Below are 21,505 nucleotides of genomic sequence, written 5' to 3'. Positions count from 1 at the left end.
ATTATGAGTTATTTATGACACCACTTCTTCAAGGTTTTTGTCAAATGTTCTTTTTCCAAAAATGGCTTCAAGATCATCTTTAAATATTACTTCTTTCTCTATTAAGATGTTGGCAAGTTGATTTAGCTTGTCTTTATTGTCTTCTAGAATTTGAATCGCTCTTTGGTATTGGCTTTCAATCAACAATGAAATCTCTTCATCAATAACCTTTGCGGTCTCCTCTGAGTACGGTTTTGAGAAGTTATACTCACTTTGTCCTGTTGAATCATAATAGGTAACGTTACCTATTTTGTCATTCAAACCATAAACGGTAACCATAGCGCGAGCTTGTTTTGTTACTTTTTCTAAGTCACTCAATGCTCCAGTAGAGATTCTATCAAATGTTACTTTTTCAGCAGCTCTACCGCCCATTGTAGCACACATTTCATCAAGCATTTGGTCTGGACGTACAATTAGTCTTTCCTCTGGTAGATACCAAGCTGCACCTAAACTTTGACCTCTAGGGACAATAGTTACCTTAATAAGAGGAGCAGCGTGCTCTAGCATCCAGCTCACTGTTGCGTGACCCGCCTCGTGTATAGCGATTGCTTTTTTCTCTTCTGGAGTTACAATTTTATTTTTCTTTTCTAAACCGCCAACTATTCTATCAACAGCATCTAAGAAATCTTGTTTATCCACTGCAGATTTGTTGTTTCTAGCAGCTATTAAAGCAGCTTCGTTACATACATTTGCAATATCAGCACCTGAAAAACCTGGAGTTTGTTTGGCTAAAAAGTCAGTATCAAGACCTTCAATTTTTTTCAAAGGAGCTAAATGTACTTTGAATATTTCGGCTCTTTCACGAATGTCTGGTAAGTCTACAAAAATTTGTCTGTCAAAACGACCAGCACGCATTAAAGCTTTATCTAGTACGTCAGCTCTGTTTGTTGCAGCAAGAACAATAACATTAGAGTTGGTACCAAAACCATCCATTTCTGTCAATAATTGGTTCAACGTATTTTCACGCTCGTCGTTACCGCCTGACATGTTACTTTTACCTCTAGCTCTACCTACAGCATCAATCTCATCAATAAAAATGATGGCAGGTGATTTTTCTTTAGCTTGTTTAAATAAGTCTCTTACACGTGATGCACCTACACCAACAAACATTTCAACAAAATCAGATCCTGATAAAGAGAAAAATGGCACCTGAGCTTCACCAGCAACAGCTTTGGCTAATAATGTTTTACCAGTTCCTGGAGGTCCCACAAGCAATGCGCCTTTTGGTATTTTACCACCCAGATTAGTGTATTTTTCAGGGTTTTTAAGAAATTCTACAATTTCTTGTATTTCTTCTTTTGCACCTTCAAGACCTGCTACATCTTTAAATGTAGTTTTGATATCCGTTTTTTCATCAAAAAGTTTAGCTTTTGATTTACCGATATTGAATATTTGTCCACCACCGCCAGCACCGCCACCAGACATTTTACGCATAATAAAAATCCAAACTGCGATAATTATGATGATAGGAAGTAAACTGATTAAAATATCAGACCAATTACTCGCTTCTTTAAAATCATAGTTTACTAATTTTTTTTCAGCTTTAGCTTTATCTAATTTTTCTTGAAAAGATTTTAAATCACCAAATTTTGTGGTGTAGTGAGGACCTTTGCTTGGTCTGTCAAAAACATCTTTAGCTACTTTTTTATTGATAGGATCTTTCAAAGCAGCATCTGAAAGGTAAATTTCAGCATCTTTATTATTAAAAATAATGACATTTTTAATTTGCCCTTTGTTTAGCATATTATCAATGTCAGAAGACTTCAGTTGTCCTGGCTCATTTAGCCCATTTCCTTGGAAAGTGATGCTTATGAATAAAAGAATTAAAATTACTGAAGTGTAAACAAGCCATGGGCTTACCTTAAACTTATTCGGGTTTGGATTATTTTCTTTAGCCATTACTACGGATATGTGTCTTTAGTATTTGTTTTCTATGGTTGTTATTTTAGCATCGCCCCATAAACTTTCGATGTTGTAATATTCTCTAATGTGTTTTTGAAATACATGAACTACTATATTTACATAGTCCATTAACACCCATTCGGCATTGTCTGTTCCTTCAACATGCCATGGTTTATCTTTTAATTCTTTAGAAACTGTTTTTTGAATTGAATTTACAATTGCATTAACTTGGGTATTCGAATTTCCATTTGAGATTACAAAATAGTCACATACTGCAGTATCAATTTCTCTTAAATCTAGGATGGTAATATCATTTCCTTTTACTTCTTCTATTCCTTTAATGATATTTGCCAGAAGGATATCATTGTTTATAGTCTTTTTCGCCATGAATTATTTTTATATAAGTTTGTAAAGTTACCATTTTTTGTGATTATTTTTGAACCTTAACACAATATTAAATTCTGTTTCACAAAAAACTACATATGAAACTAATCAAACTCGATGCCATAGATTCAACAAACGACTTCCTGAAAGGGCTTGCGAGCAAACAAAATTTAGAAAATTTCACGGTTGTTACCGCTGAAAGTCAATCTAAAGGGAAGGGTCAAATGGGAGCTGTGTGGACTTCTGAAAAAAGTAAGAATCTAATAATGAGTGTTTTGGTTAAAGATGTTCTTTGTAATATTGATTCTATTTTTAATTTGAATATTGCTGTTTCATTGGCTGTAATATCTGTTTTAGAAAAGTATCAAATTCCTAAACTAAGTATAAAATGGCCTAACGACATAATGTCAGATAACAAAAAAATAGGTGGCATCTTGATTGAAAATAGTATAAAAAGTGATGGTTCTATTTTTTCAATTATAGGTTTAGGGTTGAATGTGAACCAAACTAACTTTGAAAATCTACCCAAAGCTTCCTCACTTGCATGTGTGAGTGCTACTTCATTTAATATTTCAATACTAGTCCAAGAAATTGTTAGTGAGATGAAAGAAAAAACAAATAATTGGCCAGATACTAATTCTTTTCATGCTAAATTGTACACTCAATATTTGTTTAAAAAAGGGGTTCCCACTGCTTTTAGTTTACCAAACGGAACGGCATTTATGGGACTGATTCAAGGAGTATCTGGTATAGGAAAACTTCAGGTTTTACTAGAGGATGACAGCATACAAGAATTTGATATTAAAGAAATTCAAATGCTGTATTAAAAAAAAAGTCTTTAAGAAATTGCTTAAAGACTTTTTATAATAGGAGAATAAAAAATTATAGTTTATTCATATTTGCAGCAAGTGTTTCAATGAACTTACCTATTGGTCCTTTTATCATCATGGCCATCATAGGATTGAAATCGCCTTCAAAATCAAGTTTTACGGTGCTACTTGCATCACTAACGGCTTCAATATTAGCAACTAGAGTAAATGGAAGCTTGTCGCTAGCAGCTCCAAGAACAACTTTGTTAGGAGCGATTTTCTCTTTCATTTTTAATTTAATTTCAGGCATTCCTTTTAGTCCAAAAATGAAAGCATCTTCGCCAATTACTTCAAATTTAGCAATATTGTCTGGCATTAATTTTTCAAAATTCTTTACATCACTTAATGAGTTAAATAATTCAAGTGCTGATTTTTCTACTGTTACTTTTGGGCTTTCTAGGTTCATATTTTGGGGAGTTAATTTTTAATTAAACATTTGTATTCCAAGTTGATGGAGATACGTTCCATTCTCTTAAAGTTTGTTCTTCTTCTTCGGTAATGTATCTTTTGGCTACAGCCAAATTTAAAAGATTTTGATAGTTACTTAAGGTGAACAAATCAACATTTGCGTTTTTGAAATTTTCTTCGGCCACGTTAAAACCATAGGTAAATATAGCTGCCATTCCTTTTACATTGGCTCCAGCTTCTTTCAAGGCTTCAACAGCTTGTAAACTGCTGTTTCCAGTACTAATTAAGTCTTCAACTACAACAACATTTTGGCCTTTTTGTAAAAATCCCTCTACTTGATTTTGTCTGCCATGTTTTTTTGGTTCAGGTCTTACGTAAACAAATGGTAAACCCATACTCTCTGCTACAAGCATTCCTATGCCTATTGCTCCTGTGGCAACTCCTGCAATTACATCAGGTTTTCCAAATTGTTTCTCAATGTTTTTGGAAAATTCATCGCGAACGTAATTTCTAACGGCTGGAAATGAAAGGATTAAACGGTTATCACAATAAATTGGGGATTGCCATCCAGAAGCCCATGTAAAAGGATTTCTTGGATTCAATTTAATTGCATTTATTTGCAATAGAAATTCGGCTGTTTTTTCGGCTGTATCTTTATTAAAAATCATACCACAAATGTATAAAGTTTTTGTTAACGACAAACCACTTTTTTTGACAAATCACATCTCAAAGGAAACAGATTTTCAATTGTTTCTTCTAGAGAGTATTGATATTGAGCATCTTATAGTGAAAATTTTTCAAAATAAAATTAATAAAGCCTATTTATATCATCCGGATGAGACCTTGATTATGAAGACTTTGAAAGCCAAAATTCCTGTTTGTAAAGCTGGTGGCGGACTGGTCTATAATAAAAAAGGAGAGGTTTTATTCATTTTTAGAAACGGAAAATGGGATTTACCTAAAGGCGGAATTGAAAAAGGGGAGGATATTGAGGATACCGCAATGCGTGAAGTTGAAGAGGAAACAGGTGTAAATGGGTTGTCAATTTCTCACAAATTACAAAAAACGTATCATGTCTTTAAAAGAAATGGCAAGTATAAGCTGAAAGTTACACACTGGTTTGAAATGCAATCTGATTTTGAAGGAACGCCTCAAGGACAATTAGAAGAAGGAATTGAAAAAGTTGCTTGGATGAATCCAGAACAAATAAAAGAGGCATTAAAAAACTCCTATGAAAATATCAAATTATTGTTTGAAGAAGAAGAGAAGCTAGTGAAATAGTGCTGCATTTCGGAAACATATAAAGGTTATTGAGCAGTTTTATACTGACGTATTAAAGTTAAACACGAATTTCACGAATTTCCACTAAATAATTAGTGGAAATTCGTGAAATTCGTGTTTTATAAATAATTCAACTGGAGCTTTTTTTATTTTAAAACTCGACACACAGGATATTGCAAATGTGCCTTTTCATAGTAAACCGAATGTTTGTATATCCAATCTAGTTGCGCTTCGGGATTTTTTAAAAAGGTGGCATCATTTTGTTTTTTTAACTCAAATTCAGCTTTTAATACTGGATTTTCTTTTAAAATTTGTGTTGCGGTATCTTCAAAAACATAGTCAGAATAGCCCTCTTTTTGTTGGAGTAGTGTATCAAAAAAATTCCAATTGAAAAATGAGTCCACACCTTCTGGTTCTAATGTTTCAAGAATGTATTTAATCCCTTTTTGTTGCGTAGGAATCAGATAATCACCTTTGGCGAAAGCCTTTTTCTCAATTGTATTGTTTACGGTTGTATTTCGATGTAGATAATGTCCTTCATAGGCTGAACTACTAGTTTTAAAATCAGCTATTTTATAACTTTCTACTTCAATAATAGTATCGTTTTTAAGTTGAGAATAAGTTATGGTATTGCTTTTTAATAAGTCAATTACAGGCCAAAAACCTTTTGGGACGATATAAGCCTGAGGAATTACAATTTCTTTTACAGATTTGTATTCTTTGTTATATGGAATGTTTTTTTGAAATGGCTTTTTTTGATCGTAATAAAGTCGATTTCCTGTGGTGACATCACTTTTTTTATAGCTCGCTTCAAAACCTTTAAAAAAGAATGATTCGGTTTTAGTGGTGTCAATTTCCCATTCTAAGGAGTATTTTTTCTTTGGAGCATATTGGTTTTCGTTTTTTAACCTTAGTTCCTTGATGATTTTGTAATTTTCATCGGTGTAATCAATCGTTGATTTCATGTATTCATAAGTAACTTTTACACGATCAGCATATTTTTTCAGCATGTGTGTCTCCACCACAAAGCCTATTGTATTGAATAGTGAAGTGTATCCAGTAGCATACCTTGGACTTTCAAAAAATTGTGCAAATCCCTTGTCAGGAGTGTCTTGAAACGCATTTACGTAAGGAGTGGTTTCTATTTTCTTTTTTTGTAAATCAGCTACAATTGAAGGCATCATTTTTGTATTCAAAAAATCACCTAAAACAGTTCCTAATTTATTGTGTTGAGTCATGATATAAGTGAGTTTGTACTGGTAATCAGATCCATTACTAACATGGTTGTCAATAAAAACATCGGCATTTATTTTATGGAAAATGTCCACAAAACTTTTCGTGTTTCGGGTGTCTGATTTGATAAAGTCCCGATTCAAATCAAAGTTTCTTGCGTTTCCACGAAAACCATAAATTTCGGGACCATTTTGATTGGCTCTTGAGGTCGAATTTCTATTCAAAGCTCCTCCAATATTATAAACAGGTATACAAACAATTACCGTATTTTTGGGTGCTTTTATTTTGCCCAAAGCCAAATCTCTAAATAGTTGCATACTAGCATCAATTCCGTCTGGTTCACCGGCATGAATACCGTTATTAATCAAGATTACGGCTTTGTTTTTTTGGATTTCTCCAAAATTAAATTGTTTTTCAGGATTAAAAACAACCATATGCAGCGGCTCTCCGCTGTCTGTTAACCCCATTTCTTGCATGTTGATGGTTGGGAAATCATTTGCTAATAATTTGTAGTAAGCAATAGTTTCTGGGTAGGATGCCGATTGATTTCCATTTCCTTTCTCAAAAAAAGTATCGTATTTATTTTGATTTTGTGCCAAAGAACAAATACTAAATAAAATCAAACAGTAGTGTAAGTATTTCATGGTTACGTAAATATAAGAGCTTCAAATTTAGCTTTTTTTATAGAATCTTTAAAAGGAATATTTAATAATAGGGCAGATGTATGAAATTATCGAAATTTTAAACGACAAAATTCATTAGTCGCAATTTAAAATTACCTTTGCACAAACGAATAAAATGAATACGAAGCACCACTCCAACAATATACTTTTGAATTTAGGTATAGAAAGCCTAAATGAAATGCAAGAAGTAGCACAAGATGCTATCCTGAATGACAATAATATTTTATTACTGTCGCCTACAGGTTCAGGGAAAACACTCGCTTTTTTACTACCAATATTTGAAATGCTACAGCCGGAAATACTTTCGGTGCAATGCTTAATTTTAGTTCCCTCACGTGAATTGGGACTCCAAATAGAACAAGTTTGGAAAAAAATGGGAACCGATTATAAAGTAAATGTATGCTACGGAGGGCACTCCATAGATACTGAAATCAAAAACTTAAGCAATCCGCCAGCTGTTTTGATAGGAACGCCAGGTAGAATTGCAGACCATATTGACAGAGGAACTTTTAGAGTAGATAAAATTCAAACGTTGATTTTAGATGAATTTGATAAATCATTACAGCTCGGTTTTCATGAGCAAATGTCATTTATCATTGGGAAATTAACCAAATTGAATAAACGAGTATTGGTTTCGGCTACTTCAGATATTGAAATACCTAAATATACACGTGTACTTAATCCTACCATTTTAGATTTTATTCCTGAGCATGTTGTTGAGACTAATCTTTCTATGCGAATGGTTGTTTCTAAAGACAAGGATAAAATGGGGAGTTTATTTAATTTAATTTGTTCTTTGAAGTCACAGGCTGCAATCGTATTTTGTAATCATAGAGACGCTGCAGAAAGAATAAGTGATACTTTGAATGCAAAAGGTATTTATGCTACGTATTACCACGGCGGCATGGATCAAGAGGAGCGTGAGCGAGCGCTTATACAATTTAGAAATGGAAGTATGACGTATTTAATAACCACTGATCTTGCTGCTCGTGGACTTGATATTCCAGAAATGAAGCACGTTATTCACTATCATTTACCATCAAAAGAAGATGAGTTTACCCATAGAAACGGACGTACAGCGAGGATGCAAAACTCAGGTACTGCTTATATTATCGTAAATGAAAGCGAGAAAAAATTAGATTATATCGATTATTCAATGACGGAATTGAAAGTGGAGAATACTGTTAGTTTACCAAAACCGCCTGAATTTCAAACTATATACATCAGTGGTGGGAAGAAAAATAAATTGAATAAAATTGATATTGTAGGCTTCTTTTCTCAGAAAGGAAAATTAGAAAAAGGAGATTTAGGTCTTATTGAAGTCAAAGATTTTATTTCATTTGCAGCAGTAAAATTCAACAAAGTAAAAGATTTATTGCACGCCATCAAGGATGAAAAAATGAAGGGTAAAAAATATAAAATTGAAGTTGCTCGAAAGGTGATCAAGAAAGAGGAGGAGTAGTAACGCAGAATAGGGATCAGTCTCAGTCGCAGTTTTCAGTAAAAAAAAATCGTTAATAGTAAATTTTGTTTACTGTTAACGATTTTTAGTTTGATGTATATATTTTTCTGTCAACTTGTTAATGCAAGCTGATTATTATAAACTATGTTTTCTTTACATACTGAGTGATAATAACAATGGTTTGACCATCAACTTTTCCTTCAATATATTCGGCATTTTCATGATCAAGTCTAATGTTACGTACAGCAGTTCCTTGCTTTGCAACCATGCTAGAGCCTTTTACTTTTAAATCTTTGATTAATACGACCGAGTCTCCTGTTTCTAGTATTACTCCATTGCTATCGCGGTGTATGATTTTGTTTTCGTCTTCCTCGCCTTCGCCTGTAGCTTGGGCCCAAGCTAAAACTTCTTCATCAAGATACATTTGGTCTAATAATTCTTGAGGCCATCCCGCATTTCGCATACGACTTAACATTCTCCATGCAATAACTTGTACAGCAGTATGTTCACTCCACATGCTATCATTCAAACATCTCCAGTGATTTAAATCTACTTTATCTGGATTTTCAATTTGGTCAATGCACGTAGTACAAGCCATAATACTTTCGTCAAATCCGCCTTTTTTGGTAGGTAATACTTGATAAACTTTTAAGTTCTCAGTTGAACCGCATAGTTCACATTTTGACCCACTGCGTTTGCTTAATTCTCTTTCTATACTCATGTTTGATGGCTTTTATTTTATGGCGAAATTATAGTTTATTGCTTCGTTTCCCAAATTTATATTTTTGGTAGTTGTGTTATTAGTTTTTATTATTCGTTTTTATTATTCGTTTTTACCATCATACTTTTCATATTTGACAGATTTAATAATAGTTTTATTTAAAAAAAATTGAATCAGTATTAGAAAAGGTGAAAAAAATATTGGAAATATTATGAAAGGGAAATGACATAAAAATTTAGAATTATCTTCTTTCAAATTAGAACTTATCAAATCAAACAATACAGAGTAAGCTATACAAACTATTCCACTAAAAATATAGGTCATCCATCTGTAGGAATAATTAACACGATTAAAAATATGCGCCATCATGTATGGAATAAAAAAGAAAGGCGATAGCATTAAAAATACTTCCATAATGGTAATTAAGTACAGTCTAATTTAATAATAAAAACGGGCTTTTTTTTGAGTATACACTATTAAATAGCACTTTGTCAATTTTATATTTTTAATCACTATTTCACTCTAACAGCATCAGGAACTAACATTTCATATTGTCCACCATTACGAATTACATCTCGAACTATACTGGAACTGATATATGACGTTTTTGCTGCGGTCAATAAAAACACCGTTTCTATTTTTGATAATCTACGATTGGTGTGCGCAATGGCTTTTTCGAATTCAAAATCGGCGGGATTGCGTAAACCACGCAGGATAAAATCAGCTTTTAATTTTTTGCAAAGATCAGTTGTTAATCCTTCATAGGTAATTACTGAAACTTTAGTTTCATCCTTAAAAGTCTCCTCAATAAATCGTTTTCTTTCTTCTAGAGAGAACATGTATTTTTTTTCGGCATTGACTCCAATGGCAATAACTATTTCATCAAATAAGGGTAAGCTTCTTTTTATGATGTCTTCATGACCTAGTGTGATAGGATCAAATGATCCAGGAAAAATTGCTTTTCTCATTGTGTTGTTATATGGCTAGTTCAATAGCATTTGTAAATAAATCTTCAAGTGTTATTCCTGCTGCTTTGGCTTGTTGCGGAATCAAACTTTCCGTTGTAAGTCCAGGAATAGTATTCATTTCAAGCATGTGTGGTTCTTCATTTACAATAATAAATTCGCTTCTGGAGAAACCTTTCATTTTGAGTACTTCGTATGCACGTTTAGCAATCTCGCTGACTTTTTGTGTCATTTCATCTGAGATTCTTGCCGGTGTAATTTCTTGAGACTTTCCTAAATATTTGGCTTCATAATCAAAAAAATCATTTTCTGAAACGATTTCGGTTATCGGTAAAACGGTCACTGTTCCTTTATAATTAATAACACCTACAGAAACTTCAGTTCCGTCAAGGAAACTTTCGATGATGATTTCGTTATCTTCTTTGTATGCAACTTCAATTGCGATAGGTAATTCTGCAGCAGTTTTTACTTTTGAAATTCCGAAACTTGAACCTGCTTTATTAGGTTTTACAAAGCAAGGCAAACCAACTTTAGCAACGATTTCATCCGTATTGATGACATCGCCTTTGTTTAAATAGTAAGAAGTAGCGGTTTTTATACCATATGGTTTTAAAACCGACAGTAAATCGCGTTTATTGAACGTTAATGCGGCTTGGTAATAATCGCATGAAGTTTGAGGAATGTGCAATAGTTCAAAGTAGGCCTGCATTAATCCGTCTTCGCCAGGTGTGCCGTGAATTGCATTGAAAACACAGTCGAAAGTAATCTTGTTGCCATTAACAGTTACTGAAAAATCATTTTTATCTATTGGAAATTCAGCATCATTTGCGTCAACATAAACCCATTTTTCTTTTAGGATATGGATGCGAAAGCCATTGTATTTTGTCTTGTCAAGGTATTGATAGACAACGTTTCCGCTGATGAGTGATATTTTATATTCGCTGGAATACCCGCCCATGATGATGGCAATATTTTTCATTTTATTCAGTTTTAAGTGATGTGTTTTTGTTTAAAAAAGGTAAGACAGCTTATGATTTGTTTTAGCCCCGATAGCAGCGGTATCCTTTGTTTTTTTTCTTTAAAAAAGCAAAGATACAAGCGGATAGCGGGAATAAGCTCCAAAAAATTAACGCGTATAATTCCTAAAAACGATTAAACAAAATTATCATTTTTTTTGAAACGAAATAGCTTTATCTTTGCCACAATTAAAAATTATTTTATGAGTTTACGTAAGTATCTTACCAGTCGTGTTTTTGTAGTTCAAGTAATTTTAGCACTTGGGATTATTGTTGCTTTAGTGTATTTATTCATGCATTGGCTTACATTTACCACAGATCACGGTAATGAAATTTCGGTTCCAGATTTAAGAAAATTAACAGAGGAGCAAGTAGAAGAAAAACTCGATGAGCTTGATCTAGACTATGAACTATTAGACAGTGTTGATTATAGAAGTGATTTTCCTCAGTTTAGTGTAGTAGAACAAGATCCTACACCAGGTACTAAGGTGAAAGTAGGTAGAAAAATTTATATAAAAATAAATACCTCAGGATATTCATCTGTACGAATTCCTGATTTAGTTAATAAAACGTACCGCGAAGCTGTTCCTACTTTAAAAGCACTTGGACTTGATGAAGGGAGTGTTACTTATGTGCCAAACTTAGGGAAAGATATGGTGCTAGAGATGCGTTATAAAGGAAGGAATTTAAAAGCAGGTGATAGAGTGCTTAAATCGTCCAAAATTGACTTGGTCTTGGGAGATGGAAAAATGAGTTTTGAAGAAGAAGAAAGCGCTGCAGATACCCTTGCGGCACCAATAGAAGAAATACCAGTTGATGAACAATAATATAGATACAATAGATTTAGAAGACGAATTATTTGAACATTTTAGGTTTGAAGTTCCAAAAGGGCAAGCCTCTTTAAGAATTGACAAATACTTGATGGGTTTAATACAAAATGCAACCCGAAATAAAATTCAAACTGCAGCCAGTGAAGGTAATATTTTTGTAAATGATGCCACGGTTAAGTCAAATTACAAAGTTAAGGCACATGATATAGTGCGAGTTATGCTTTCGCATCCTCCGTATGAAAATCATATTATTCCAGAGGATATTCCGCTTGATATTGTTTATGAAGATGATACTTTATTGTTGATCAATAAATTACCTGGAATGGTTGTGCATCCTGGTCATGGGAATTATACTGGAACCTTAGTTCATGCGTTAGCCCATCATTTTGATAATTTGCCTATGAATAGTAGTGAACGTCCTGGACTTGTTCACCGAATTGATAAAGACACATCAGGCTTGTTAGTCATTGCAAAGACCGAGGCTGCCATGACGCATCTTGCCAAACAATTTGAAGCAAAAACATCAGAAAGAGAGTATGTTGCTCTTGTTTGGGGCAATGTAGCTGATGATAGCGGCACGATAGAGGGAAATTTAGCGAGACATTTGAAAGATCGTATGCAAATGGCTGTTTTTGCTGATCCTGAAATAGGGAAACCTGCTGTAACACATTTTAAAGTTTTAGAACGTTTTGGGTATGTTACTTTAATATCGTGTCAGCTAGAGACTGGACGAACACATCAAATTCGGGCCCATATGAAACACATTGGGCATCCTTTATTTAATGATGAGCGTTATGGAGGTCACTTGATCTTGAAAGGAACTACATTTACAAAATACAAACAGTTTATTGACAACTGTTTTAAAGCGTTACCAAGGCAAGCACTTCACGCAAAAACACTCGGATTCATACATCCTACAACTGGTGAAATGATGCGTTTTGATACTGAATTGCCTCAAGATTTTCAAGATTGTATTGAAAAATGGCGAGGTTACTCCAAATCACATATGACTGACGAGGAAAACTAATAAAAAAAACTCCAATTTCTAATTTAGAAATTGGAGTTTTTTTTGTGGTAAGCTCTTAATATTATTCTTTACGTTCTAAAAGCGCCATGTAAAAGCCATCAAACCCTGACTCTGACGCTAGGATTTTATGATCTTTAACAAAAGTAAATTGTTTTCCAATTTCGGTAGTTAAAAAACGTTTTACTTGATCTTGGTTTTCAGATGGTAAAATAGAGCAAGTTGCATACACTAATTTTCCTCCTGGTTTTACAATTTTGGAATAACTTTCTAAAACTTCAGATTGTACTTTACGAATGTTATCAATGAACTCCGGTTTCAATTTCCATTTAGCATCAGGATTTCTTTTTAAAACTCCTAAACCACTACATGGAGCATCAATTAAGACTCTATCAGCTCTCTCGTGTAATTTTTTTATAACTTTAGTAGAGTCTATGATACGGTACTCAATATTGAAAGCACCATCTCTTTTGGCTCTAATTTTTAATTGCTTTAATTTACTTTCATATAAATCCATTGCAATTAATTGTCCTTTATTTTCCATCAAAGAGGCAATGTGCAATGTTTTTCCGCCTGCACCTGCACACGTATCAACTACTCTCATTCCTGGTTTTACGTCTAAAAATGCTGCAACTAGTTGAGAATTTGCATCTTGAACCTCAAAAAATCCTTGTTTAAAAGCATCTGTCAAGAAAACATTAGCTCTTTCTCTTAAAACAAGTGCATCTGGTTGGTCTTTTAAAACGTCTGTTTCAATGTTTAAATCCATTAAAATAGCACGCAAAGCTTCTCGAGTTGTTTTTAAGGTATTTACTCTAAGGATTACTTTTGCAGGTTGGTTTTGAGCTGTGATTTCTTTAGACCAAACTTTTTCACCAAGTTCGCTTACGCCAAGTTCATCCATCCAATCAGGTATAGATTCTTTAAGAGCTCTTACTTTTGACAGTTCATCAAAACGACCTTTTATTTTTCGTTCAGGAGTACCTTCAAGCTGGCGCCAATCAGGGATTGGGTAGCCTCTTAAAACAGCCCATACAGAAAACATTCTCCATAAATTATCTCTGTCGTACGGTTCTTTAACCTCTGCAATTTCAGAGTATAATCGTTTCCAGCGCACAATTTCATAAATGGTTTCGGCTACAAACTTTCTGTCTGAACTTCCCCAGCGTTTGTCTTTTTTTAAGGATCTTGCTACTACTTTATCGGCGTATTCGCCTTCATTAAAAATAGCATTTAAAGCATCTATTGTTGTGTAAACTAAATTTCTGTGTAATCTCATTTTAAATAATTGAGGTGCAAAGGTACTATTAATTGATTTGAATGTTAAATTTTAGTACTGAATGTTGTTTAAAAATTTTTCATAAAAAAAGCACTGTATTGCTACAATGCTTTTTTTAAAGGATTCTTTATTTATTTTACTCGCGTGAGCCCTATGTTTTCTGGTGCATGAAGTACCATTGGGAATTTTTCAATTTTAACAGAACTACTGTCTAAACCAAAAGCGCGTTCTTCAGAAAGACTTAGTTTTTTAATAAAAAAGTATGAGTTCATGATTAATTTTTCATGCCATCTTAAATCACTATCATTTGAAAGGAATTTTTCGGATAGTACAAATTTAAAATCTCCAATGATATTGTTTTTGTTTAGAGATTCATATCTACTAGTAATATCTACTTCACCTTTTTTCACCATGTCACGAATTACTTCACGAAACATGAGATTGATTTTAGTAGGTTCTCTAAAACCAAGGTTAAAGTCTACACGGTATAAATCGTCTTTTACAATTTCGGTAACTTTGTATTCAGTTTTGTATGGTTCTGTAAGTATGTTTACATGAACAAACCAGTATATATCAGCTCTTTTAGGTCTTTTTTGTAGGATAGAGTACATTACCTTTTCCTCAATTTCATCAACTCGTCCAGCATTAGTCATGTATACTAAGTGAGTGGCATATTTTGGTATAGATAAATCGGCACTTAATTCAACAAGTACTTTTTTATAGTCTTCAATTTTAACCAATTTGGTGTAACTTTTATTAATTTTCTTAGCCAAATACCAAATAGTCATTACTGATATTAACGATATTGCAATTAAAAGTGTTACGTAACCACCTTCGGCAAATTTTGTAATATTAGCAGCTAAAAAACTGAATTCAATTCCTAGATAAATGGTTATTAAGGGAATTATAAAGTACAATTTAACCCTTTTCATAATCAAGTAATAATTCAATAAAATGGTAGTCATGATCATACAAAGTATAATTGCTAGTCCGTAAGCATGCTCCATGTTGCTGGACTCTTCAAAATGCAATACAATACCAACACATCCTATAAACAACAACCAGTTGATTGACGGAATGTACAATTGTCCCTTTAATTCTGTAGGATATTTGATTTTAACTTTTGGCCAAAAGTTAAGCCTCATAGCTTCATTTATTAAGGTAAAAGAACCACTAATCAAAGCTTGAGATGCAATAACAGCAGCAAGTGTAGCAATTACAATTCCTATAGGTTGAAACCAATCTGGCATGATTAAGTAAAACGGATTCCCATTTTTTCCACCAATACTTTGTAATGTTTCACCTTCGTGTTTTAAAAGGTATGCGGCTTGTCCAAAATAGTTTAGTACCAATGCTAGTTTTACAAATACCCAACTAATTCGGATATTTTTACGCCCGCAATGTCCCATGTCAGAGTACAATGCCTCAGCACCAGTTGTACACAAGAAAACAAAACCAAGTACAAAAAATCCTTCAGGATGGATAGATAATAAGTGGTAAGCATAGTATGGGTTTACAGCTTTTAAAACTTCGGTATTTTGAGTAATTTGTGATATACCTAGGATAGCAAGCATTGCAAACCAAATAAGCATCATGGGAGCAAAGAATTTACCCACAAGTTTTGTCCCAAATTGTTGGATCATAAACAATATGAAAAGTATTGTTATTACAATTGGAATGGTATTAATTTCAGGGTAGTATGTCCTTATTCCCTCAACAGCTGAAGAAACCGATATAGGAGGCGTAATGATACCATCAGCTAATAAAGCGCTTCCTCCAATAATTGCGGGTACAATTAGCCATTGAATTTTAGTTTTCTTGACTAGTGCGTACAATGCAAATATTCCTCCTTCGCCATGATTGTCTGCACTAAGTGTGATAATCACATATTTAATGGTTGTTTGTAGTGTAAGTGTCCAAAAAACACAGGAGATACCTCCTAAAACGATATCTGACACTATTAAATGAGTGCCAAGGATGGCTTTCATCACATACAAAGGCGAGGTACCTATATCTCCGTAAATGATTCCTAATGAAATTAATAATCCGCCTAATGTCCATTTAGTATGGAGGTCTTTGTGTGAAGCGTTCATGAAATTTTTTTTAAAAACGTTTCAAATTTACACTTTTAAAATATATTAGAAGCTTTTTGTATAAAAAAAACACGACTATTTATGTCGTGTTTTTCTTTTATTTTTATTTTAATTAGGATCTTCTGTTTTCTGATCTTTCAGAACTTCCTCTTTGATTGCTATTGCTTCTTGTTTCAGAACCTCTACCAGAATTGCCTCTAGAACTTGATTCTTGTCTTTGTGGCGCAGTTTGTGGTGCTGAACTTGATCTGTTTTGCGAATAATCTCTAGGTGTGCTTTCTCTTCTTGAAGGTAAACTGTTTTCAGAATTTGATCTGCCTGAGCTATTTGCACGAGGGGATTCACTTCTTTGCGATTCTCTTTCGGTAGTTGTTGTACCTCTATTTTGCGAGTAGCTTCTATCAGATCGTCCGTTAGCAGTGGTTGTTTCTCCACTAGTTCTTGTACTGTATCTGTTATTTTCAGTTCTTGTAGCTATTCTATTTGAGTTAGTAGCATTTTCTGAACGAGTTCTGCCTTGGGATTCATATCTGCCAGAATTAGAGGTTTGCGCTGTACGACTTCCTCTTGTGTTATCTGTAGCAGATCGGTTATTGCTATCTGAAGTGCGTCTTCCAGCACTGGTTTCAACTCTAGAGCTTGTTCTTCTTTGTTCTAGTTCATATCGGTTTGATACTGCAACATTACGTCTTGAAAAAGCATAATCAGGATATAATCTTTCATAACCGTTGCTGCGTCTTGAATTGTAAAGGACAACTGCTCTATTACTTCGTCTTAAGTTTACATAGTTGTAACTGTTGTAACTATTTAAACAGATAGAGATATTATTTCTATATCTAAACACAGGGAAAGGATTCCAAGTATAGTAGTACGATGGGTAGTATCCCCAGTTCCATCTAGAGGTATACGCACGGTATGAAGGTCTCCAAAAAGAGGCATAAATCACAGGAGTAGTATAGTAAACAGGCTCATAAATATAATTATCGCCATACATAAACACATCACCAATAACTTGTACTTGAACATTATTATTTCGGTCTCTTTCTACATCAATTGTAGCTACGTCTTGATATACGTCTCTGTCCAGTACAGCTTGAACAACAATTAGGTGTGTGTTGCTCTCTACCGATTCTACAACTCTTAAATAATCAACCTGATTGTCGTTGTTTAAATCTAGATTAGATATTTGCGCTTTCGGATCGTTTAATCTTCTTTCAAAATCATCAAGATCTCTGGAATCACCAAAAATAGAAGCAATTGCTCTTAAATCTAGATTATCACTTATTTCTGAATTCATAGCGTTCACAGAGGTTCTATCTTGTGCCTGCGTAGTGGTGACTAATAGTGTAGTTATTACGCTGAATAGTAGTAGTTTAGTTTTCATATTATTTCGATTTAGTTTCACACTAAAGTTGTATCCAATTACTATGCCAGTATTTTTTAGTGAATAACTGTTGATTTATAATTGTATATTAGCCTAAAATTATTTGTGTATGAATTGTCGTTTTTCCTTTATTTTAGGGGTGCTTTTTATCGTTTCTTGTAAAAGTCAAGTTAATACTAATAAAATGGGGTTAGAAAGCTTTGTTTTTAAGAATGTAAGTATTGATACCTTATTTGAAGATAAAATTAGCATTAGATCTTTAGTGATTGATGGAACTAAAATTTGGTATGTGGCTGATAAAAATCGGTATGGCTACTTTGATTTGGTAACCAATAAAAAAACCGAACGCAAGATTATCAAGGATACGTTGCAACTAGAGTTTAGAAGTAATGCACAAACTAGAGAATATGTTTATGTTTTAAGTGTATCGAATCCTGCTTTGTTATATCAAATTTCAAAAAAAGATTTAACTGCTAAATTGGTCTATCAAGAAAATCATGAAAAGGTTTTTTTTGATAGTATGCAATTTTGGAATAATAGAGAAGGTATAGCCATGGGAGACCCTGTTTCTACTGGTTTAAATGTTATCATTACTCGTGATGGCGGAGCTTCATGGAAAAAAGTTCCTGACATGCTCATGCCTACAACAAGTGCTGGAGAGGCTGCTTTTGCAGCAAGCAACACTAATATTATAGTAAAAGGTTCTTCTACTTGGATTGTTTCTGGGGGAGTTAAGTCAAGAGTTTTTTATTCGCCAAATAAAGGAAAGTTTTGGACAGTTTATGAGACGCCTATTGTACAAGGTAAAAGCATGACAGGAATATTTACGGCTGATTTTTATGATAAAAAAATAGGGTTTATATCTGGTGGAGATTATGAAAATAGAAATCAAAATCATTCTAATAAAGCCATAACTGTAGATGGAGGAAAAACTTGGAACCTAGTAGCTGAGAATACGGCTTTTGGTTATGCATCTTGTGCGCAATACGTGCCTAATAGTAAAGGGAAAGGTATTGTTACGGTGGGTTACTCTGGAGTATTTTATTCTGGGGATGGTGGCGTTTCCTGGAAGCAATTAGCAACAGATTCAAAACTGAATACCATTCGCTTTATTAATGAAACTACGGCTATTGCTGCTGGTCAAAACAAAATGATTCGGTTGCGATTTAATTAAAAGAAAAAATACCCTCAGTATGCTAGACTCTGAGGGTAGTTCTTGAATTAATAAAAAAGGAAATTAATTTTTTTGTCCGTTATTACGGTATTGTTGGAGTAATTTTTTATTGAAATCTTCTTCAGCCTTTTTTAATTTTACAATCTTTACAGCAGGTAAAAACGTTCTCAAATTTTGTAAAAAGCGTTTGCGAACTAAGAATAATTCTTCTTCTGTGCCCTCAATTTGAGCTAAAAAAAGTTTAGCTTCTTTCTCGTTAATTTTATCAAGAGAGCCATCGCTCATTCGTTTTACATAGGATTTCATTTTTTGATGTCTTAACTCAAATTGTTTATCATCATAAATATTGTAAACAGGCCAAAACTTTTCGGCTTCGGTGGTTGTAAATCCTATTTCTGTGGTAAAAAAAGCAGCTTTCAAAACTTTTATTTGCTCTCTTTTTTCTTTCATGCTTTCGCCTTGAGCGTAAAAATTAAAAGAAACAAATAATAAAGCAAGGAGTATTATTTTTGAATTATTCATTGTATTTTTTTTAAATCTATTATTCTAAAATTAAATTTTCTAGGTTGGTATTTGTTGAAAAATGTTCTTCAATTGCCTCATCTTCTAGGGCAATTGGAGTTTTCATATTTTCAATTTCTTCATAATTCAAACCATTAATTAAATCGTATTGATTTACATTTGTTTGATAAGTAATATAATTTTCTAATGCAGCTGTCTCTAGCTCATTTTCTTTATTGTTTTGTTGTTGTACCACTAAAGGAACCATCAGTGCTAAAACTAATACGGCAGCTACAGCAGAGAATATTAAAGTTTTCTTTCGTTGAAAAATAGAAATAACGGGCGGCTCATTTTGCTCTAATTGCTGCATCATCTTTGCAGAAAAAGTGTCAAAATAATGGTCTGGAACTTTAAATCCAGGTTCTATTTTTGGTTCGTTATCTAATTTAAATGTCTTCATAATAGTGTTTAGACAATGTTATTACTAAAAGGTTTAAGTGGAAGAAACAAAAGATTCAATTTTTTTTACGGCTAGGTGATAGGAGGCTTTTAACCCGCCTACTGTAGTGCCTAAAATTTCTGATATTTCTTCATATTTAAGTTCTTGAAAGTATTTCATTTTAAAAACTAGTTGCTGTTTTTCAGGTAAAGTGGCTATTGCGCGTTGCAGTTTTAATTGCATTTCATTTCCGTCAAAAAAAACATCGGCTTCTAGATTATCAAGTGTTTTATTTTGTAAAGCTTCAGATGAGATATTATTAGCACGGGCTTTTTGTTTTAAAAAAGTCAAGGCCTCATTTGTGGCAATACGGTACATCCAAGAAAAAAGTTTGCTGTCTCCTTTAAAACCTTTAAGATGTTGAAAAATTTTAATGAAACAATTTTGCAAAACATCATCTGTATCATCATGATTTAAAACAATGGTACGAATGTGGTTGTATAAAGGTTTTTGATATTCCAATAACAACCTCTGAAACGCTTGATTCTGCGTTTTGGGGTTTAATAATTGGTTTATAAATTCCTGTTCTTCCTGCACAATGTTTTTTTAGTTTAAGATGATTTTTGAATAAAAAGGTTTAATACCAGAAGGTATTTTTTTTTAAAATTCAGAATCTTCTTCTTTGATTTCTGTTGGAGCGGGTGGGTTGCTAGTAGTTGCAGGCGCAATTGTAGCAGGTTTTACAGGAGTAGTTACTGGAATCACTTTTGGCGGAAGCGGCACATAAACCTCTGTTTCCCATTTTGATGGATTTTTAATGTCGATTTTATTAATTTTAAAAACTTCTAAATGGCTAAAATTAGGACTTACAACTACTTTATTTTTAGCTATGTAGGCGTTGGACTGTTGTATAGCCTTGCCTATGTGAGTATAATCGCCTGTTAAAGTTGTTTTTATGGCTTCAAATGGCTCTAATGTACCTGATAAAATATCACTACCTGAACTGGTCAAAATTCGGTTTTTAGTAGGAATACAAAAAGAAATTTGTGCTAATCCTGTTGTTGCATTGTAATTGTGAAACAATAAAAATGGTTTTCCATTTGTTTCTACGCCATTATTGGTACAAAAAGCAGTTAATTTATTAAATACGATATTAGCATTTTTAGAAACGCTAGTAAGCTTGCTTGTAAAGGTTTGTTTTAAGTAATTTGTTCCTGATTTTGTGCTTAGACCAATGACTTTTATATTGAAAGTATTGGTTTCAAAAACCAATGTTTTTTCGAGTTTCTCTAAACTTTTTTCGTAAACGCGACCCATTATTTTATCTATTCCGCCTTGCATTGCAGCCATTACTTTCATGGTAAAGCTCATTTTTCCTTGAGATTTCCAAGTCACTTTAGTTCCATTTAAAGTGTCTTTAAAACGGAGTACTACTGATGATTCACTGCCATCAAAATCCATTTTTTGTGAAATACTATCGTTTTCTTGTGTTGAAAGTGTTGCAATTGATCCTGAACTTGTTGAGTTATCCCAAGTCATTGTAGCTCCGTTTCCTATTGATTTTTCTGAAAAAGAAAGGTTTGAAGCTGCATCTTTAGATATCCAAGTTGCAAAATCTTCCCAGTTTCTTAAATCATTAACAAATTGGTATACAGTATTCTTAGGCGCTTTGATAATATGACTTCTTTCTACAGTGAAATCTCCTTTTTGAGTGGCAATAAATATAGTCAAAGCCACAAGGCTTAGTAAAAGTAGAAGGAAAATATATTTTAAAATTCGCATAACGGGTTAGTTTCTTGATTTTGTAAAGTTATAGAT

Annotated in this window: 21 protein-coding genes; 6 read left to right on the top strand and 15 right to left on the bottom strand. The window is 33.3% G+C overall.

The annotated features are described in order from the left end of the window. Positions 1-12 precede the first annotated feature (12 nt). Complete coding sequence (gene ftsH, locus FPG59_RS06255; protein ID WP_086453766.1) at positions 13-1,938, bottom strand: ATP-dependent zinc metalloprotease FtsH; 1,926 nt, start codon at positions 1,936-1,938, stop codon at positions 13-15. An 18-nt stretch (positions 1,939-1,956) separates the two neighbouring features. Continuing rightward, complete coding sequence (rsfS, locus tag FPG59_RS06250; RefSeq protein ID WP_086453765.1) at positions 1,957-2,328, bottom strand: ribosome silencing factor; 372 nt, start codon at positions 2,326-2,328, stop codon at positions 1,957-1,959. Positions 2,329-2,423: 95 nt separating this feature from the next. Between rsfS and FPG59_RS06245 the strand changes: the two genes are divergently transcribed. Next, complete coding sequence (locus FPG59_RS06245; RefSeq protein WP_086453764.1) at positions 2,424-3,152, top strand: biotin--[acetyl-CoA-carboxylase] ligase; 729 nt, start codon at positions 2,424-2,426, stop codon at positions 3,150-3,152. Positions 3,153-3,207: 55 nt separating this feature from the next. Here the strand turns inward: FPG59_RS06245 and FPG59_RS06240 are convergent, their stop codons facing one another. Together FPG59_RS06240 and pyrE are read right to left on the bottom strand one after the other, a co-directional pair. Then, a complete protein-coding gene (locus tag FPG59_RS06240; protein WP_086453763.1) occupies positions 3,208-3,600 on the bottom strand; it encodes an orotate phosphoribosyltransferase in 393 nt (130 codons plus the stop codon). Between the two features lie 22 nt (positions 3,601-3,622). Beyond that, positions 3,623-4,270, bottom strand: coding sequence for an orotate phosphoribosyltransferase (gene pyrE, locus FPG59_RS06235; protein WP_086453767.1), 648 nt, complete (start codon positions 4,268-4,270; stop codon positions 3,623-3,625). Between the two features lie 7 nt (positions 4,271-4,277). Between pyrE and FPG59_RS06230 the strand changes: the two genes are divergently transcribed. Further along, complete coding sequence (locus FPG59_RS06230; protein WP_086453762.1) at positions 4,278-4,883, top strand: NUDIX hydrolase; 606 nt, start codon at positions 4,278-4,280, stop codon at positions 4,881-4,883. A gap of 146 nt (positions 4,884-5,029) precedes the next feature. Here the strand turns inward: FPG59_RS06230 and FPG59_RS06225 are convergent, their stop codons facing one another. After that, a complete protein-coding gene (locus FPG59_RS06225; protein WP_086453761.1) occupies positions 5,030-6,760 on the bottom strand; it encodes a M14 family metallopeptidase in 1,731 nt (576 codons plus the stop codon). Between the two features lie 154 nt (positions 6,761-6,914). Between FPG59_RS06225 and FPG59_RS06220 the strand changes: the two genes are divergently transcribed. Beyond that, positions 6,915-8,261, top strand: a complete 1,347-nt coding sequence (locus FPG59_RS06220) for a DEAD/DEAH box helicase (RefSeq protein WP_086453760.1) — start codon at positions 6,915-6,917, stop codon at positions 8,259-8,261. Between the two features lie 142 nt (positions 8,262-8,403). Here FPG59_RS06220 and FPG59_RS06215 read toward each other — a convergent pair whose 3' ends face one another. From FPG59_RS06215 to FPG59_RS06200, 3 genes are all read right to left on the bottom strand, one after another. Then, positions 8,404-8,982, bottom strand: a complete 579-nt coding sequence (locus FPG59_RS06215; protein ID WP_086453759.1) for an alkylphosphonate utilization protein — start codon at positions 8,980-8,982, stop codon at positions 8,404-8,406. A gap of 512 nt (positions 8,983-9,494) precedes the next feature. Next, positions 9,495-9,950 carry a pantetheine-phosphate adenylyltransferase gene (gene coaD, locus FPG59_RS06205; protein ID WP_086453757.1) on the bottom strand — a complete coding sequence of 152 codons (456 nt, stop codon included), beginning with the start codon at positions 9,948-9,950 and terminating at the stop codon, positions 9,495-9,497. A gap of 7 nt (positions 9,951-9,957) precedes the next feature. Further along, positions 9,958-10,926, bottom strand: a complete 969-nt coding sequence (locus FPG59_RS06200; RefSeq protein WP_086453756.1) for a D-alanine--D-alanine ligase — start codon at positions 10,924-10,926, stop codon at positions 9,958-9,960. Between the two features lie 240 nt (positions 10,927-11,166). Between FPG59_RS06200 and FPG59_RS06195 the strand changes: the two genes are divergently transcribed. Together FPG59_RS06195 and FPG59_RS06190 are read left to right on the top strand one after the other, a co-directional pair. Beyond that, positions 11,167-11,790 (top strand): PASTA domain-containing protein, encoded by a 624-nt coding sequence (locus tag FPG59_RS06195; protein ID WP_086453755.1) that lies wholly within the window; start codon positions 11,167-11,169, stop codon positions 11,788-11,790. After that, positions 11,780-12,820 carry an RluA family pseudouridine synthase gene (locus tag FPG59_RS06190; RefSeq protein WP_086453754.1) on the top strand — a complete coding sequence of 347 codons (1,041 nt, stop codon included), beginning with the start codon at positions 11,780-11,782 and terminating at the stop codon, positions 12,818-12,820. Before FPG59_RS06195 ends, FPG59_RS06190 begins: the two co-directional genes overlap by 11 nt. Positions 12,821-12,881: 61 nt before the next feature. Here the strand turns inward: FPG59_RS06190 and FPG59_RS06185 are convergent, their stop codons facing one another. From FPG59_RS06185 to FPG59_RS06175, 3 genes are all read right to left on the bottom strand, one after another. Then, the gene (locus FPG59_RS06185; RefSeq protein WP_086453753.1) at positions 12,882-14,096 is read right to left on the bottom strand and encodes an RsmB/NOP family class I SAM-dependent RNA methyltransferase; all 1,215 of its coding nucleotides are present in this window, start codon (positions 14,094-14,096) and stop codon (positions 12,882-12,884) included. A 131-nt stretch (positions 14,097-14,227) separates the two neighbouring features. Continuing rightward, on the bottom strand, positions 14,228-16,189 hold the full coding sequence (locus tag FPG59_RS06180) for a KUP/HAK/KT family potassium transporter (protein ID WP_086453752.1): 1,962 nt from the start codon (positions 16,187-16,189) through the stop codon (positions 14,228-14,230). A 112-nt stretch (positions 16,190-16,301) separates the two neighbouring features. Further along, positions 16,302-17,573 carry a hypothetical protein gene (locus tag FPG59_RS06175; protein ID WP_086453751.1) on the bottom strand — a complete coding sequence of 424 codons (1,272 nt, stop codon included), beginning with the start codon at positions 17,571-17,573 and terminating at the stop codon, positions 16,302-16,304. Positions 17,574-17,682: 109 nt separating this feature from the next. Here FPG59_RS06175 and FPG59_RS06170 point away from each other — a divergent pair, with 109 nt between their 5' ends. Next, the gene (locus tag FPG59_RS06170) at positions 17,683-18,747 is read left to right on the top strand and encodes an oxidoreductase (protein ID WP_086453750.1); all 1,065 of its coding nucleotides are present in this window, start codon (positions 17,683-17,685) and stop codon (positions 18,745-18,747) included. Between the two features lie 63 nt (positions 18,748-18,810). Here FPG59_RS06170 and FPG59_RS06165 read toward each other — a convergent pair whose 3' ends face one another. The 4 genes from FPG59_RS06165 to FPG59_RS06150 form a co-directional block, all read right to left on the bottom strand. Continuing rightward, positions 18,811-19,269: a sensor of ECF-type sigma factor gene (locus tag FPG59_RS06165; protein ID WP_086453749.1), complete on the bottom strand. Its 459-nt coding sequence runs from the start codon at positions 19,267-19,269 to the stop codon at positions 18,811-18,813. Between the two features lie 19 nt (positions 19,270-19,288). Beyond that, a complete protein-coding gene (locus FPG59_RS06160) occupies positions 19,289-19,708 on the bottom strand; it encodes a hypothetical protein (protein ID WP_086453748.1) in 420 nt (139 codons plus the stop codon). 33 nt (positions 19,709-19,741) lie between these two features. After that, positions 19,742-20,284, bottom strand: a complete 543-nt coding sequence (locus tag FPG59_RS06155) for an RNA polymerase sigma factor (RefSeq protein ID WP_086453747.1) — start codon at positions 20,282-20,284, stop codon at positions 19,742-19,744. Positions 20,285-20,347: 63 nt separating this feature from the next. After that, positions 20,348-21,424, bottom strand: coding sequence for an SRPBCC family protein (locus FPG59_RS06150; RefSeq protein ID WP_254906656.1), 1,077 nt, complete (start codon positions 21,422-21,424; stop codon positions 20,348-20,350). Positions 21,425-21,505: the final 81 nt, after the last annotated feature.

This window comes from Flavobacterium sp. FPG59 (genome assembly GCF_002150205.1).
Lineage (GTDB): Bacteria > Bacteroidota > Bacteroidia > Flavobacteriales > Flavobacteriaceae > Flavobacterium.
The sequence above is the reverse complement of the archived record's forward strand: the minus strand, read 5'-3'. Positions and strand labels throughout refer to the sequence as shown.